Genomic DNA, 14,809 nt, shown 5'->3' with positions numbered 1-14,809 from the left:
TAGCGGTACATCTGGCCCAGGGAGTTCACCCCCCACACATGCGTCCTGGACCCGACCGAGATCGTCGTGAGACCACCGGAGACCTGCTTCCAGTCAGCCATGTTCGTGTCCCTTCGCCTCGAACGTTGCAGAGGGAACTTGCTGCTCGACAGGGTCAACCAAACGACCGGATATGCGCATTGACTGCTGAGATCATCCAAAAATCGCTGTTTGGTCAGTTCCACCCCCTTGATTACGCGCGCGGCGGCCCACCTTCCACGCAAGGAGTCGGCCGGAAACGCCGTAACCCACACGAGGCCAAAAATGGCTGCATCACGCGCGGACCGCGCTCAGTACGCGGATTACGGACATTCCCCTGGGCACTGGGAGCGGCATGGTTGGTATCAAGCGATACCGTATCGAATGAGCGGAAGGCTGATAATGTGTCCCTATGGCCGCCGACCTTCCTCACCAAGCCACCACCTCGCGCGCGACGGACCGCCCCGGGGATGAATCGCCTTTCGCTCTCGGCTTGCTGCTGCGCCGGGCGCACTGGCGCGCGGCCGACGTCATGGGGGAGGCGCTCCGGCCGCTCGGTATCGAGTTGCGGCATTTCGCGGTACTGGTCGTCCTGGTCAACCGTGGACCTACAGTGCAGCGGGACCTGGTGGCGGCGACGGGGTCGGACAAGGCCGGAATCATGCGGGTTGTGGACGATCTGGAGCGCATGGGGCTGGCTGTACGCAAGACCGTTCCGGGGGACCGGAGGGTGCGGGCAGTGGAGATCACGCCTCAGGGCGTCGAGCTTTTCGATGCCGCACATGTGGCGGCGGAGCCGCTGGCTGAGCGACTGGTTGCCGAACTGGGTCCCGGCGAGCCCGAGCGGCTGAGGGATCTGCTGACCCGGTTCGCCCATCCCGCAGACGGCGAGGTGTAAGCGCACCCGCGCGCACCGGTCGCCTGCCGCGGCGGCTTTCGTTGCATACGGCTGTCGCTCCGAGGGCGCCGTGTGACGTACCGCGGTGAGGCGCCACACGGCGTCTGCCGCCCGGCGGGTTACGCGGCGAGGCGCTCCGTGAGTTCCTTCGCCTTGGTGGTCGCGTCCTCGAAGGTGCGCTCGCGGGAAGCCTCGTAGAGGTGGACCAGAAGGTTGCGGCGTAGCGTCAGTACCAAGGGCTGATTGTCGGAGTGCTTGCATGCCGCGTCCTTGAGCGCTTCGCGGTAGACGGCAGCTGCTTCGTCGAGGCTTCCGAAGTCCTTGAGCGCGACCCCGAGACTATTGCGGGCGCTGATCGCGTCCGGGTGCGTGGGACCCGACCTCTGCCGTTCCTCGTGGGCGATCTCCCGCAGCTGGCGAATCGCCTCCCGCAGGTTTCCGCGTGCGTGTAGTACTGCCACCAGATCGTGTCGGACATCCAGGCAGCTGCTGTCGTCCCCCGGCAGAGCGTTCAGCGCCCGCCGCAAGTGCTCTTCGGCCTCCGCGAGGCGTCCTTGTTGCAGCAGGAGTGTGCCCAGCGACGCCCGGACACTGGCGACGTTGCGGTGCGAGCTGCCGAGCACGCGCTCCTGAAGAGCCAAGACCTTGCGCATCTCGGATACTGCGTCCTCTGTTCGCCCGACGCTTCCCAAAGCCATCGCCCACTCGAAGCGGGCGTTGAGCGTGACTGGGTGATGTTCCCCGTGGCGCGCGGTTGCCGCGTCCAGGATTGACCTGTACTCCGATTCGGACTCGGTCAGTTCGCCCAGGGAGCGCAGAGCCGCGGCATGACTCTTGCGGCCTACCAGCACATTGGGATGGTCATCGACGAGTTGCCTCCTCTGCGCGGCGGTCAGCTCCGCAAAGACCGTCGCTGCGCTCTTCGCATCGAGTTCCCCTTGCCGCATTTGCAGTATGGCCAAGGTGTGGCGTGCGTCGAGCGTCTCGGGATGGTCGGGCCCGAGGATGCGAGTCCGTGCATCCAGCACAGCATGGATCTCGGCTTCCGCTGCGGTGAACTCCTTGCGCAGCATGAGCGTGGAGGCCAGGTTCGCACGAGTGATCAACGTGGACGGATGCTCAAGTGAGAGAACTTCCTCCTCCAACTGGAGTACCTGGCGGAAGACTTCCTCGGCGCGCTCGTTCTGCCCTTGGTCGCGCAACGAGATCGCGAATTCGTGTTGGGCTTCGAGGACATCCGGGTGTTTCTCTCCCAGCTGGGCCCGTAGCCCTTTCAACACCTGTCTTCCTTCGTCCGCCGCTTCATCAAGGCGTCCCATGCTCCTGATGCAGATTGCGCGGCCGTGCCGCGAACGCAATGTCGTGGCCGCCTCCGCACCGAACAGCCGGGTCTCATGGCGGATCACCTCGTCGTACTCGCGCTCCGCCTCGTTGAGCTTCCCCCGCTGCGACGTCACCCGCGCCCGTTGGTAGCGCACGGACAGCGTGGTGGAATCGGCCGCCCCGAACTGCGTGACGCACTCCTCCACAATGCGGTCAAGTTCGGACTCGGCCTCCTTCAGATTGCCCAACTCCTCGACCGCGACCGCCCGATGCCGACGGATGTTCACCCTGACCCAGGGGGCGGCTTCCGCGGAGCGGGCGCGCTCCAGCGCTTCGTCCGCCAGTCCACAGGATTCTGCGTACTCGCCCCGGAAATGCAGATAGGACACGGCGACTCCGGCACCGATCAACACGCCGTTGAGACGGTCATCGGCAGCGGTACCCCGTCGCGGCAGCCGACGCATCATGACCAGCCAGTGCGGAATGAGTCCCTGCCAGGCCGGCCAGGAACTCGGATCCCGCGGATTCTCCATGTACGGGGTGGCTGCCACCAGCAGATCAGCGGCTGAGTCCCACACCTCTCGGTAGTCCCCAGGCTCCGCGAGGAGTGGGGCCACCGATACCTCGGCCACAAGCCGGTGGATTTGGTACACGGGTTCCGTCGAGCGCGTGTCGACCCCGATGAGACCGAACCGGCGCAGGCCGCTCAGGGACGTTCTGATTGCCCGGGGTGGCAGGCCCGTAGGCCATATCCCCAGGGCAGCAACCGTGGACGGGGCGAGCAGGGCGTTCGGGAGGGAGGCGGTCGGAGCGAAGCATGACAGCAGCTGCAGCAAGCCACGGGCGTGTGCCGTGCCCTGGCGTTCGAGGAGGGAAAGGGACAGCTCCCATGTACCGGCAATGGTCCGGCGGGCGCGCTCCTCCTCGCTGCGCAGATCCCCGTGCACACCCTCCGTCGCGTCGTCGAGGAGCATCGGAGAATCGCCGAGCGCGGCGACGTACTCGGTGAAGGTCTGTGCTTCGGCCAGCGGATCGCCGTGCGCCATGTCCAGGTACGTGCCCGCCAGGTGCAGCGCGAGCGGCAGGAAACCCAGCCGGTCGGCAAGAGCCATGGCGGAGTCCGTGTGACCCGCCTTCGGAGCCAGCTCCTGGAGGAGTCGGCCCGCGAATTCGGGTTCCAGGACCTCAAGTCGGTGGAAGTGCGCGATCCGGCCGCCCCAGGACCGCTCGTTGCCGTCGCGTGTGGTAACCAGGACGCCCTGCGACCTGCCGACCGGGGGCCTGACCCAGCCCGTGGCATCGGCCACCGCAGCACCTGGACAGGACAGGACGTCGAGATCATCGGCATCGTCGAAGACGAGCAGCCACGGGCGGTCCAGGGCCGCCAGATGGCGCCACGCCAGATCGGCCGCAGGCCGTCCGCCCTTCTCCCAAGCATGGGCGACGTGCTCGGCTGGGGCCCCGGAGAGGAGGGCCGCGTGCCGCATCCCGTCGGCCACAGCCGTTGCCGATCCGGCGGGGATCCAGAAGACCTCGACTCCGTACTCTTTGGCCCTCTGAGCTGTGCTCAGGGCGACCGTCGTTTTACCCACCCCGCCCATTCCGGCCAGAACGTGGATACGCGCGTGGTCCGCCGCATTGGCCTGCGCGAGAGCCGTGAGGGTTCCGTCCCGGCCCAGCACGGCCGCCGGGAGCCGGCCGTACGGCGCCTCTACCGATCCCAGTGCGAGCAACTCCTGGGCAGAGGGAGTGCGGCTGGTGAGGCCCATCTCCATGTTGATGACGGCACCGCGGAGATCCGACCCCGGGGCATTGAGGCCCGTCGAGCCCATGACACTGTTCGCTGTCGTGTCCGGAGCGGGCTCGGGTGGCTGCGTAGTCACTGCCCCTGCTCGGACCGGCCGAAGGACATGTTCACCGTGCCGTTGAACGTCGCTCCGGGGGCGCTCAGGCCGTGAGAGTCGCGCACGGTGTTGATGGTGCCGCCTGCAGGCCGCGCCAGGAGGGACTGCAACTCTTCCATCTCGCGCCGGAACTCCGGGTCGGCCGCGGCCTCGCGACGCAGCGCCTCGCTGAGTGCGGCTACGGCATCCGGATCGTCGGTGTCCCGTCCCTCCAGCGCGGCAACGGCCCGGTCGTCGCTGGAGAAGCGGTCCCGGAGACGTCGCCAGACATCCGTCACGACAGCTTCGCTCAGGCTTCCGCTGGCACCACCCAGAGCTGCAAGTGCCAGCTCGGCGAACACTAAGTCCATCTGAACTCCAGGGAGTTGATCACCTCATCTTGCGAAACGTCACTTTAGTGGCGTGCAACTTACCGGGCCCTGCCTTCTCCTGGGTGTGTCGTTCAAAATGCGTTAGCGGCTGGTGCGCACGATCTCGATGGCTAGGGCGCCGAGGGCTTCCTTCTCAGGCGGGTAGATGGTGCGGATGTTGGCGAGTTGCTGTTCGCGCGTGGCGGTGGGGTTGACGTTGGCTGGTCCCTCGCCGTCGAGAAGAGCCTCGAAGCCGGAGTACCCGGTGACGCGGAGGACCTTCACGTCGCAGGTCTCGTCGGTGCCTTTGTTGAGGAAGCGGATGGTGTCGCCTGCGGCGAGGTCGGCGAGGTGTGGGTATTTGACCCGCACCTCGATGGTCTTGGTGCCCGCGGCGACGAGGTCGAAGTACTGGCGGTAGAGGTTGAGTTCGCGGACGCGGGCGGTGGTGTCGGTCATGGTGCGGGGATGCTCCTGGGGACTGGTGCGGTCATCATGCGGCCCATTTCGGCGGCGGAGTACGAGCGGAAGAAGTGGCGGGGGTCGGACAGCAAGGTATCGGTCATGGCCAGCAGTTGCTGGGCGTACTCCGCGATAGTGCCGGGCCACTGTCGGGTGTCGAGCATCCAGTCGGCTGTGCCTTCGGGTAAGGGAGCGTGGCCCTCGCGGATCAGAGACTTGGACAGCTTGGCGCCGGTGTCAGTGACGACTTGGGGGCAGAAAAGGCGGGCCGGGAGCTGAGCGCGGGAGAGGCCGACGGCCTGTAGGGCTTCGTCGACCAGGTGGGAGCCGAAGACCCAGTCGCCGCCCTTGACCATGACGTGGAGTGTGCCGTGAGGGTTGGACAGGGAGAGCTCCTTGACCGCGTTGCGGTACAGGGTGGCCAGGTCGAGGTAGGCGCCTGCGGTCGGGGTGATGGTCGCCTGGTAGGGGCCGTGATGGAGGCACACGGCAGCGACCTGCGCGGCCTCGTGGTCGGTGAGGTGGGCGCGGGTGCGTTCGGCGTGTTTCTCGGCCCAGCCGTAGTCAGGATGCGGGCAGGGGATACGCAAGTGCGGGGTGCCGCTGGAGGGGGCGAGCCACCAGCGGGCGGCGTCGAGGCGGGGGAGGAAGCGGAGCCAGGTCCGGCGGAAGTGCTCGCCGGCTTGCTGGTGGCTGTAGGTCTCGACCCGGTGAGGAATGCCGAGACGTCGGGACAGCGCGGTGAACAGGGGTTGGTAGAGGGCGGTGACCAGGTCGGTCAGGGCCTGGTCACCGAGGGCTTGGGCGTAGGCGCGCTGGTAGCGGTGGCCGCTGACCGGGTCGGTGGTCAGCTCGTAGGGGGCGTTGTCGAGGGCGTTGAAGAGGACCTCGGTGGGGATGCCGAAGCGGTCGCGCAGGCGGACGGCCATGGCGAAGGCGAGGGACTGGACGAGCGAGGTGCCGACGTGCGGGGCGCCGTTGATCTGGGTGCCTACAGTCAGCACGATCCGTTCGGGTGGGGTGGCCAGGATGCGCGGGGTCAGGACGTCCTCGGCGTGGTGGAGGGCGTTGGCCAGGACGGTGTTCGGTGAGACAGGGTGGGGCGTCACGGGACGTCCTCCTGGGGTGGGTTGGGGTTCACTCGGATCGGGTGTGGCCGAAGAAGAGGCGCTGGCGGAGCGTGGCGCGGTCCAGGTAGGCGTCGATCTCTGCTGGTGTGGAGCTGCGGGAGAGCGGGTCGAGGCCCAGGACGAGGGCCACCGGGGTTCCTTGGCCGAGCAGCAGGGCCCATGCGCGGCCTGCGGGAATGCGCTTGCGATACGGGGTGCCGTCGAAGCGCAGGGCTACCTCGGTCGGGCTGAGTAGGCGCAGGCGTGGCCCGATGTCCGGCGGGGGAACGGTGCCCTGGCCCAGGCGCAGGGTTTCACCGACTGCACGCATGCGCTGCTCGATGACGGCCGGCGTCTCGTAGACACTGCGGGGAGGTTGGGGCACCAGCAGGAGGCAGCACAGCGCAGCGCCGGTTGGGGTGGCGTCCAGCCAGGTGGTGGTGGCCAGGGAGGCGATCAGACCGGCGGACGGCGTGAAGGACTCGGTGCGGGCAGGCGTCAGCATGCGGGCACCACCCCGTGATGGAAGGAGGCCCAGACGCATTTGCCGGGGCCTGGGCGTTCCTCCACGCCCCAGTGATCGGCGATGGCGGACACGAGCAGCAGGCCGCGGCCGTCGGCCGCTGTCTCCCGGGCCTCCCGCTTGTCAGGTCTGGCGTTGCCGCTGTCGTGCACTTCGATGCGCAGCACGGTGGCGTGCAGTTCGACGCGTACGAGGACCTGACTGCCTGCAGGCGCTCCGTGCAGGACGGCGTTGGTGGCGAGCTCGGAGATGCACAGCCGGATGTCGTCGAGGCGTTCCGTTCGGCCCCACTGGGTAAGGGTCTCGGCAACGAAAGAGCGGGCGGCGCTTGGAGTGGTCCGGCGCCGGTCGAAGAGCTTCGTTTCGTGCTCGACGGCGCCGTCGAGGGCTTGGTCCGGTGCCAGGGTGTCCGGCTCGTCGGGCAGTGTGCTGGGCATGGCCAACAGCCAACCGTCGTCGCTCGTTTGGGTCGGGAGCCAGCGTGGGGGCCATGCAGGGGGCCACTATGGGGGCCAGAGTTCGCATGCTCCAGGGAGAGGGGATGGGCGACACGGAGATCGGCGCGTTGCTCATTCGGCTGCGCACTGAGCGTGGCTGGACCCAGCAGCGGGTGGCCGACGAGTACAACGCCCTGGAGGGGCGCGCCGCCAAGACCGGTAAGGAGATCGGGCGTTACGAGCGTGAGGTGCGTATCCCGGTTCCGTACACCCGCAAGTACCTGGCGCAGGTGTTCGGCGTCGATGTGGCGGTGCTCGACCGGGCTGTCGCGGCCAGCAAGAGCCTCGTGGGAGAAGAACCCGGCGCGGCAGGGGTCTTGCGGGAGCGGCCACTGCAGCCCGCTGTGCCTGCACGCTCCGGTATGGGTGCCGTATCGGCCGACGCGGTGATGTCAGCCGACTTCGCTCGGTTCATCGCACAACGCAACGCCGACGAGTTCGTCGTCGAACAGTTGGAGGCCGATGTCGCCAGGCTCGCCCGCGCCTACGTCAGCCATCCGCTGCTGGAGCTGTACGTCGAGATCAAGCGGCTGCGGGACGGGGCGTTTGAGTTGCTGCGCGGGCGTCAGCATCCCCGGCAGACTGCTGACCTGTTCGTCGCGGCCTCACGGCTATGCGGCCTGTCCGCCCATGTCTGCTTGGACCTGGGCGACTACGACTCGGCTGCCACGCATGCCCGTACCGCTCGGGCGTGTGCCGAGGCGGCCGGGCACGAAGGGATGCTGGCCTGGGTGCGGGCCGTGGAGTCCCTGATCGCCTACTGGACCGGACGGTACGAGCAGGCAGCGCGGCTGGCGCAGGCCGGCCGTCATCACCGGGCCCGCGGCAGCATCGGAGCCCGGCTGGCGAGCCTGGAGGCGCGGGCCCTGGCCATAGTCGGTGACCGGGCAGGAGCCGTCGCCGCCTTGGCGGACGCCGAACGCTCCCGAGAGGCGATGCCCTGTCACGACGAGGTGCCGGGCATCTTCGCCTTCCCGGCCGCCAAGCAATTCGCGTATGCCGGGACGACTCATCTGGCCGTGGGAGAGCGGGAACACGTCCAGCAGGCCGTCGCCAGCGCGGACACCGCGATCCGGCTATATCGCAGCGCTGAGGACGACGACCAGTCGGTCGGTGACCTGTTCGCCGCCCATGTCGATCTCGCCCGTGGCCATCTGCTCCTGGGCGATCTGGACGGCACCGAGGCGATGCTCGGCTTCGTCCTCGACTCCTCGCCGCAGCGCATGTCGGCCAGCATCGTGCGCCGGCTCACCGCTCTGGGCCAGGAGCTGGGCGGGCCGCAGTACGGTGGGGCCACGCAGGCTGCACACCTGCGCGAACGACTCCAACACACGGCCGTCCTAGCGGCCTCACCCGCCGCCCGTCCTCCGGAGCTGCCGACGTGACCGAACTGTCCGCCGCACACGATGCCGCCGTCACCGACCGGAGCCGCCTTGCCGGAAGCGCTTATAACAGCGACCGGGATCTGGCCGCCCGCCAGTCGCTCTACCAGTGGCAGACGCCCCGCTACGACCTGCCCGGCATCGTCGCGGAGCAGCTGCGCGACGTACGCGGGCGCGTGGTCGATGTCGGCTGCGGCAACGGCAAGTTCATCCGAAGGCTTCACGAAGACCGGCCCGATCTGGCTCTGCTGGGACTGGACATCGCCCCCGGCATCCTTGCCGGTGTCCCTGGCCGGGTCGCTGTGGCGGACACAACTCGTCTGCCGCTGGCAACGGCGAACACCGACGCCATCTTGGCGCTGCACATGCTCTACCACGTTCCCGACATCCCCCAGGCGCTCAGGGAAATGTCCCGCGTCCTGACCCGCGACGGGCTGGTGATTGCCTCCACCAATAGCGACCGCGACAAGGCCGAACTCGACGACCTGTGGCAGCGTGCCGCAGGCGATGTCCTCGGCACCGAACGCGGTCCGGCCCGCATCTCGCTCAGCGCCCGCTTCTCACTGGAGAAGGCGCCGGCTTTCCTCGGCGAGGTGTTCAGCCGCGTGGAGACGATCGAACTGCCCGGCACCATCACGGTCCGCGACGCTGAACCGGTCATCGCGCACATGGCCTCCTACCGGGCATGGGCGGACCAGCACGACGTGCCGTTCGAGGCCACGATCGAGCGGGCCCGTACCGTCCTCGTCGATCACATCGCCCGATACGGGGCCTTCGCGGTCACGTGCCTGGGCGGAATCCTCGTCTGCCGTCGCTAGAAGCCGACTCGCTATCGGCGTCGGCCGTGTTCCGTAGGCCGTTGACTCATGGTCGTGGGCGTCGGCCAGGGAGTGGCTGCTCACGTTGGAAGCGAGCAAGCCCCTCACACCTGTGGCCGGGCAGAAACGACCGCACCCGGCCCCGCGGAAGCTCCAGGTATGGAGTCCCGCGGACCGGGTGCGGAAGCTGAGCACTGCGTGTGACGTAACCGCAGGGCACGCGGCATGATCGGCGATCAGGCCTTCTTCGTCTCCCAGAAGATCTTGTCGATCTGGGCGATGTAGTCCAGGGCCTTCTGGCCCGTGGCCGGGTCCTTCGAGCCCTTCGCGGTCGACAGCGCCTTCAGGGTGTCGTTGACCAGCTGGTGCAGCTCCGGGTACTTCTCGAAGTGCGGGGGCTTGAAGTAGTCGCTCCAGAGCACCGAGACGTGGTGCTTCGCGAGCTCGGCGCGCTGCTCCTTGATGACCGTCGCGCGCGCCTGGAAGTGGGCGTCGTCGTTGCCCTGCATCTTCTCCTGGACGGCCTTGACCGACTCGGCCTCGATGCGGGCCTGGGCCGGGTCGTACACGCCGCAGGGGAGGTCGCAGTGGGCGCTGACCTTCACCTTGGGGGCAAACAGGCGGGAAAGCATGGAGCTGTCCTTCCTCGTGATCGTCTTCTCAGGTGGGACATTACTCCGTGAGAAGCCTGTTTTCGCGGGTGCCCCCTGGGGCTTAGGACAAAAGTCCGGGGTCAGTATGGGACGGGCGGCGGAACGTACCGTGGGACCTGGAGGTGCCGAATGGCGGAGCACGGGCGGGAGCCGAAGGTGTCGTTGGGGATCGCAGAAGTGATGGGCCCGTCCATGTATCCGACGCTCAGGCACGGCGATCGGCTCCTCGTGCACTATCGCGCTCCCCTCAAGCCGGGCGATGTCGCGGTGCTGAAACATCCGTTGCAACAGGACTTGCTCATCGTGAAGCGGCTGGTGGAGCGGCGCGACGGTGGGTGGTGGGTGCTCGGGGACAATCCGGGGGCCGAGGGGGACAGCCGGGTGTTCGGCTCGGTGCCCGACGAACTGCTGCTGGGGCGCGTCCGGGCGCGGTACCGGCCGCTGGGGGATCAGCGGTCGGCGCGCGCCGTGGTGTCCTGGCTGGTGTCGGCGCTGCGGCCGGTGCTGGCCGAGCGCTCGGTCTCCAGGCGTTTGCGGGCCCGGTAGGCGGCGACGTTGGCGCGGGTCGCGCAGCGGTCCGAGCAGTAGCGGCGCGAGCGGTTCGTCGACGTGTCCAGATAGGCGTTGCGGCAGGGCGCCGCCTGGCACAGGCCGAGCCGGTCGACACCGTATTCCGTGAGGTGGAACGCGAGCCCCATCGCCGCCGTCGCCGCGAACCCCGCCGTCGCGTTGGAGGGGTGGTCCGCGAGATGCATGTGCCAGCGCGGATGGCCCTCGTCGTCCAGGAAGTCATGGCCGGAGATCTGCGGGCTGACCGGGAATTCGAGCAGCAGTGAGTTGAGCAGGTCCACCGCCTGGGTCGCCTCGCCCTCGTCGGCGGCGGTGAAGACCGCGCGCAGCCGGGCCCGTACCGACCGGAAGCGGGTGACGTCCGCGTCGGTGGCGCGGCGGGCCGCCTGGGAGCTGGGGCCGAAGAGGGCGCGGACGGCCTCGACCGAGGTCAGGGTGTCCGTACCGCGGGCCGGTTCCTCGGTGTTGACCAGTCGTACGGCGGAGTCCGAGTAAGAGGCCAGTTCCACTTGTAGTCCTTACGGAAGCGGTCTAAGGTCTGAGGGTAATCGGTGTAATGGCTGGTTGTGCTTCTAGGGTATTACAGAGGAGTGTTTCCATGACGGAGACGGGAACCACGAGTACGGCGACCGACTGGCGCGGCTGGCAGGAGAGCTGGGACCGCCAGCAGGAGTGGTACATGCCCGACCGCGAGGAGCGCTTCCGGGTCATGCTGGACATGGTCGAGGCCGCGGTGGGCCCCGAACCGAGAGTGCTCGATCTGGCCTGCGGTACGGGGAGCGTCACGGACAGGCTGCTCCGCCGGTTCCCCGGAGCGACCAGCACCGGCGTCGACCTCGACCCCGCGCTCCTCGCCATCGCCCGCGGCTCCTTCGCCGGGGACGAGCGCGTGAGCTTCGTGACCGCCGATCTGAAGGACCCGGGCTGGACGGCGCTCCTGCCGGCCGCCTCGTACGACGCCGTGCTGACCGCGACCGCCCTGCACTGGCTGCGCGCCGAACCGCTCGCGGCGCTGTACGGGCAGCTCGCGGGCCTGGTCAGGGACGGCGGCGTCTTCATGAACGCCGACCATATGACGGACGACTCCACCCCCAGGATCAACGCGGTCGAGCGCGCCCACCGGCACGCCGGAATGGACCGCGCCAAGGCCGCGGGCGCCCTCGACTGGGCGGACTGGTGGGAGCTCGCCGGCCGGGATCCGGTCCTCGCGGGACCGACCGCCGAGCGCTTCAGGATCTACGGCGAACACGCGGAAGGCGACACTCCATCCGTGAACTGGCACGCGCGGAAGCTGCGTGACGCGGGGTTCGACGAGGTACGGGCGGTCTGGTCCTCCCCGTCCGACTCCCTCGTCCTCGCGCTCAAATAGGCGGGCCGAGGCGGACCGGGGCCGGCATACGCGTGAGGGGCGGTACGGACGGATGACGCCCGTACCGCCCCTCACCGCACCTTCTACAGCACCTTCGACAGGAACGACTTCGTCCGGTCGTGCTGAGGGTTCGTCAGCACATCGCGCGGATGGCCCGATTCGACGACCACGCCGTCGTCCATGAAGACCAGCGCGTCACCGACCTCGCGCGCGAAGCCCATCTCATGGGTGACCACGATCATCGTCATGCCGTCCTGCGCCAGATCGCGCATCACATCGAGCACATCGCCCACCAGCTCCGGGTCGAGAGCCGACGTCGGCTCGTCGAAGAGCATCAGCTTGGGCTCCATCGCCAGCGCGCGGGCGATCGCCACCCGCTGCTGCTGGCCGCCGGAGAGCTGCGACGGATAGCTGCCGGCCTTGTCGGAGAGCCCGACCCGGTCCAGCAGCCGCTCGGCGCGGGCGCGGGCCACGGCCTTCGTCTCGCCGCGCACCTGGATCGGCGCCTCCATGATGTTCTCGACCGCCGTCATATGCGGAAAGAGATTGAAGCGCTGGAAGACCATGCCGATGTCCCGGCGCTTCCTGGCGACCTCGCTGTCCTTCAGCTCGTACAGCTTGTCGCCCTTCTGCCGGTAGCCGACCAGCTCGCCGTCGACCGACAGCCGGCCCGCGTTGATCTTCTCCAGGTGGTTGATGCACCGCAGGAAGGTCGACTTGCCGGAACCGGACGGGCCGATCAGACAGAAGACCTCGCGCGGGGCGACCTCCAGATCGATGCCCTTGAGGATATGGGCGGCGCCGAAGGACTTGTGTACGCCCTCGGCCTTCACCATCTGGGTCATGCCATGCCTCCCTTGGGCCGGCCGAGGGACAGCAGGTTGACGCGGACGCGCTGGAACGGGGTCATCGGCAGACTGCGGCTCGATCCGCGCGCGTAGTGGCGCTCCAGGTAGTACTGGCCGATGCTGAGCACCGACGTCAGGATCATGTACCAGGCCGCCGCCAGGAACAGCATCTCCACCGTGGCGCCCGAGGTCTGCGCCACGTTCTGGGTCGACCGCAGCAGCTCGGTGTACTGCACCGCCACCGCCAGCGACGAGGTCTTCAGCATGTTGATGACCTCGTTGCCCGTGGGCGGCACGATCACCCGCATCGCCTGGGGCACGACGATCCGGCGCAGCGTCTTGGCGTGGCTCATGCCCAGCGCGTGCGCCGCCTCGGTCTGGCCCTCGTCGACGGCCTGGAGGCCGGCCCGGCAGATCTCCGCCATGTACGCCGCCTCATTGAGCCCGAGGCCCAGCAGCGCGCACAGGAACGGGGTCATGAACGAGGACCACTCGTCCTTGTAGACGGGCCCGAGGTTGATGTACTCGAAGACGATGCCCAGGTTGAACCAGACCAGCAGCTGTACGTAGACGGGCGTGCCGCGGAAGAACCAGATGTAGAACCACGCGATGGCGGACGTCACCGGGTTCTTGGAGAGCCGCATCACCGCCAGGACGATGCCGAGCACCACTCCGAGCAGCATCGCGAGCACCGTGATGATCACGGTGTTCTTGACGCCGGTCAGGATCTGGCCGTCGAAGAAGTAGTCCGGGATGGCGCCCCAGTTCACATCCCCCTGCGCGAACGCGTACACGAGCGCGACCAGCACGCCGAGCGTGACGACCGCGGACACGTACCGCCCGTAGTGCCGCACCGGAATCGCCTTGATGGATTCCGGTGCGGTGGACGACGTGTCCCGTGGGCCTTCCTTGGGGTCGTCCGACTTGTCGATGTCAACCGTCACGGCTGTTGCCTCTGCCTTTCAGAGCATTCGGAGGGGCGCGGAATCAGGAGCCGCCGTTGAGCTTGGCTTCCTTGACCGCGCCGTCCTCGACGCCCCACTTGGCGATGACCTTGTCGTACTCGCCGTTCTTGATGATCGCCTCCAGCGCGGACTGGAGCGCCTTCGTCAGCGGGTTGTTCTTGGCCACGGCGATACCGTACGGAGCGGCCTCGACCTGCTCACCGACCAGCTGGAAGTCATTGCCGCCGCCCGAGGTCTTCACCGCGTACGCCGCGACCGGGAAGTCACTCGAACCGGCGTCCGCGCCACCGCCGCGCAGCCGGGTCTGTGCCTCCAGGTCGTTGTCGAAGGCCTCCAGCGTGATCTTGCCCTTGCCGGCCTTCGCGCACTTCTCGCTCTCGGACTTGGCCAGATCGTGCGAGACGGTGCCGCGCTGGACGACCATCTTCTTGCCGCAGAGGTCGGTCCAGGTGGAGATGCCCTTGTCGTCGCCCTTCTTGGTGTAGATCGAGACACCGGCGGTGAAGTAGTCGACGAAGTCGACGCCCTCGCCGACCTTCTTGCCGGTGTCGCCGTCCACACCGTTCTGCCGGTCCTTGGTGTCCGTCATGGCCGACATGGCGATGTCGTACCGCTTGGACCGCAGACCGGTCAGCAGGGTGTCGAAGGTGCCGTTCTCGAACTCGAACTTCACACCGAGCTGCTTACCGAGCGCGTCGGCGAGATCCGGGTCGATGCCGACGGTCTTGCCGGACTTGTCCTTGAATTCCACCGGCGGGTACGCGATGTCCGAGCCGACCTTGATGACGCCCTTGTCCTGGATCGCCTTCGGCAGCTGGTCGAAGAGCGGGGCGGTGGAGGAACCGCTCTCCTTTTTGGCGCCCTCGGTCTGGTCGCCACATGCGGTCAGCAGCAGGGTGCCCGCGACCGCGAGCGCGCCGGCCGCGGCGATCCTGGACTTCGCGACGGTCGTCCGGCGGGTGGTGCTAGCGGTCATGATCAGGATCCTCCGGCGGATGAGGGAGCTGCCAAGTGGCCGAGCACGCGTCTTCGAGTGTCGCGACCGAGTGTGATTAGGGCATCTTGCCATTCGGACTGGCCCATTCAGGGGACCGGGCATGTCAAAATCGGGTAACGGGAG

16 protein-coding genes are annotated in these 14,809 nt (G+C 67.8%); 5 read left to right on the top strand and 11 right to left on the bottom strand.

The genetic code is table 11. The features are described from left to right. Nucleotides 1-430 precede the first annotated feature (430 nt). A complete protein-coding gene (locus tag ACFRKB_RS31640) occupies nucleotides 431-916 on the top strand; it encodes a MarR family winged helix-turn-helix transcriptional regulator (RefSeq protein WP_383110044.1) in 486 nt (161 codons plus the stop codon). Nucleotides 917-1,035: 119 nt separating this feature from the next. Here the strand turns inward: ACFRKB_RS31640 and ACFRKB_RS31635 are convergent, their stop codons facing one another. The 6 genes from ACFRKB_RS31635 to ACFRKB_RS31610 all read right to left on the bottom strand — a co-directional run bounded on the left by ACFRKB_RS31635 (nucleotide 1,036) and on the right by ACFRKB_RS31610 (nucleotide 7,024). Continuing rightward, nucleotides 1,036-4,071 carry a tetratricopeptide repeat protein gene (locus tag ACFRKB_RS31635; RefSeq protein WP_383110043.1) on the bottom strand — a complete coding sequence of 1,012 codons (3,036 nt, stop codon included), beginning with the start codon at nucleotides 4,069-4,071 and terminating at the stop codon, nucleotides 1,036-1,038. A 47-nt stretch (nucleotides 4,072-4,118) separates the two neighbouring features. Continuing rightward, entirely contained in the window at nucleotides 4,119-4,484 is a 366-nt protein-coding gene (locus ACFRKB_RS31630; RefSeq protein ID WP_383110042.1) for a hypothetical protein, read from the bottom strand. Between the two features lie 111 nt (nucleotides 4,485-4,595). Next, the gene (locus tag ACFRKB_RS31625) at nucleotides 4,596-4,952 is read right to left on the bottom strand and encodes an ASCH domain-containing protein (RefSeq protein WP_383110041.1); all 357 of its coding nucleotides are present in this window, start codon (nucleotides 4,950-4,952) and stop codon (nucleotides 4,596-4,598) included. Continuing rightward, nucleotides 4,949-6,064 (bottom strand): hypothetical protein, encoded by a 1,116-nt coding sequence (locus ACFRKB_RS31620; protein ID WP_383110040.1) that lies wholly within the window; start codon nucleotides 6,062-6,064, stop codon nucleotides 4,949-4,951. The genes ACFRKB_RS31625 and ACFRKB_RS31620 overlap by 4 nt, the downstream gene beginning before the upstream one ends. 28 nt (nucleotides 6,065-6,092) lie before the next feature. Then, nucleotides 6,093-6,569 (bottom strand): hypothetical protein, encoded by a 477-nt coding sequence (locus tag ACFRKB_RS31615; RefSeq protein ID WP_383110039.1) that lies wholly within the window; start codon nucleotides 6,567-6,569, stop codon nucleotides 6,093-6,095. Then, nucleotides 6,563-7,024 (bottom strand): ATP-binding protein, encoded by a 462-nt coding sequence (locus ACFRKB_RS31610; RefSeq protein ID WP_383110038.1) that lies wholly within the window; start codon nucleotides 7,022-7,024, stop codon nucleotides 6,563-6,565. The genes ACFRKB_RS31615 and ACFRKB_RS31610 overlap by 7 nt, the downstream gene beginning before the upstream one ends. 104 nt (nucleotides 7,025-7,128) lie before the next feature. Between ACFRKB_RS31610 and ACFRKB_RS31605 the strand changes: the two genes are divergently transcribed. Both ACFRKB_RS31605 and ACFRKB_RS31600 read left to right on the top strand, forming a co-directional pair. Next, on the top strand, nucleotides 7,129-8,469 hold the full coding sequence (locus ACFRKB_RS31605; RefSeq protein ID WP_383110037.1) for a helix-turn-helix transcriptional regulator: 1,341 nt from the start codon (nucleotides 7,129-7,131) through the stop codon (nucleotides 8,467-8,469). Next, nucleotides 8,466-9,284 carry a class I SAM-dependent methyltransferase gene (locus tag ACFRKB_RS31600; protein WP_383110036.1) on the top strand — a complete coding sequence of 273 codons (819 nt, stop codon included), beginning with the start codon at nucleotides 8,466-8,468 and terminating at the stop codon, nucleotides 9,282-9,284. The genes ACFRKB_RS31605 and ACFRKB_RS31600 overlap by 4 nt, the downstream gene beginning before the upstream one ends. Before the next feature lie 236 nt (nucleotides 9,285-9,520). Here the strand turns inward: ACFRKB_RS31600 and sodN are convergent, their stop codons facing one another. After that, nucleotides 9,521-9,916: a superoxide dismutase, Ni gene (sodN, locus tag ACFRKB_RS31595; RefSeq protein ID WP_030352782.1), complete on the bottom strand. Its 396-nt coding sequence runs from the start codon at nucleotides 9,914-9,916 to the stop codon at nucleotides 9,521-9,523. A gap of 150 nt (nucleotides 9,917-10,066) precedes the next feature. Between sodN and sodX the strand changes: the two genes are divergently transcribed. Further along, nucleotides 10,067-10,483 carry a nickel-type superoxide dismutase maturation protease gene (gene sodX, locus ACFRKB_RS31590; protein ID WP_383110035.1) on the top strand — a complete coding sequence of 139 codons (417 nt, stop codon included), beginning with the start codon at nucleotides 10,067-10,069 and terminating at the stop codon, nucleotides 10,481-10,483. On the opposite strand, the gene ACFRKB_RS31585 is transcribed toward sodX, so the two are convergent. Further along, nucleotides 10,387-11,016 (bottom strand): CGNR zinc finger domain-containing protein, encoded by a 630-nt coding sequence (locus tag ACFRKB_RS31585; RefSeq protein ID WP_382871764.1) that lies wholly within the window; start codon nucleotides 11,014-11,016, stop codon nucleotides 10,387-10,389. The two genes, sodX and ACFRKB_RS31585, sit on opposite strands and share 97 nt — an antisense overlap. An 89-nt stretch (nucleotides 11,017-11,105) precedes the next feature. On the opposite strand from ACFRKB_RS31585, the gene ACFRKB_RS31580 reads away from it, so the two are divergent. After that, nucleotides 11,106-11,876, top strand: a complete 771-nt coding sequence (locus ACFRKB_RS31580; RefSeq protein WP_383110034.1) for a class I SAM-dependent methyltransferase — start codon at nucleotides 11,106-11,108, stop codon at nucleotides 11,874-11,876. Nucleotides 11,877-11,959: 83 nt separating this feature from the next. On the opposite strand, the gene ACFRKB_RS31575 is transcribed toward ACFRKB_RS31580, so the two are convergent. From ACFRKB_RS31575 to ACFRKB_RS31565, 3 genes are read right to left on the bottom strand one after another with little or no spacing between them, the layout of a single operon-like run. Then, the gene (locus ACFRKB_RS31575) at nucleotides 11,960-12,712 is read right to left on the bottom strand and encodes an amino acid ABC transporter ATP-binding protein (protein WP_365971427.1); all 753 of its coding nucleotides are present in this window, start codon (nucleotides 12,710-12,712) and stop codon (nucleotides 11,960-11,962) included. Nucleotides 12,713-12,717: 5 nt separating this feature from the next. Next, nucleotides 12,718-13,668: an amino acid ABC transporter permease gene (locus ACFRKB_RS31570; RefSeq protein ID WP_365971131.1), complete on the bottom strand. Its 951-nt coding sequence runs from the start codon at nucleotides 13,666-13,668 to the stop codon at nucleotides 12,718-12,720. Nucleotides 13,669-13,711: 43 nt separating this feature from the next. Beyond that, nucleotides 13,712-14,665, bottom strand: coding sequence for an ABC transporter substrate-binding protein (locus tag ACFRKB_RS31565; RefSeq protein WP_383110033.1), 954 nt, complete (start codon nucleotides 14,663-14,665; stop codon nucleotides 13,712-13,714). Between the last annotated feature and the right edge of the window lie 144 nt (nucleotides 14,666-14,809).

The sequence above is a fragment of the Streptomyces scopuliridis genome (genome assembly GCF_042790125.1).
Lineage (GTDB): Bacteria > Actinomycetota > Actinomycetes > Streptomycetales > Streptomycetaceae > Streptomyces > Streptomyces scopuliridis_A.
Note: the sequence above shows the minus strand (reverse complement) of the source record. Positions and strands in the feature narration are given on the sequence as shown.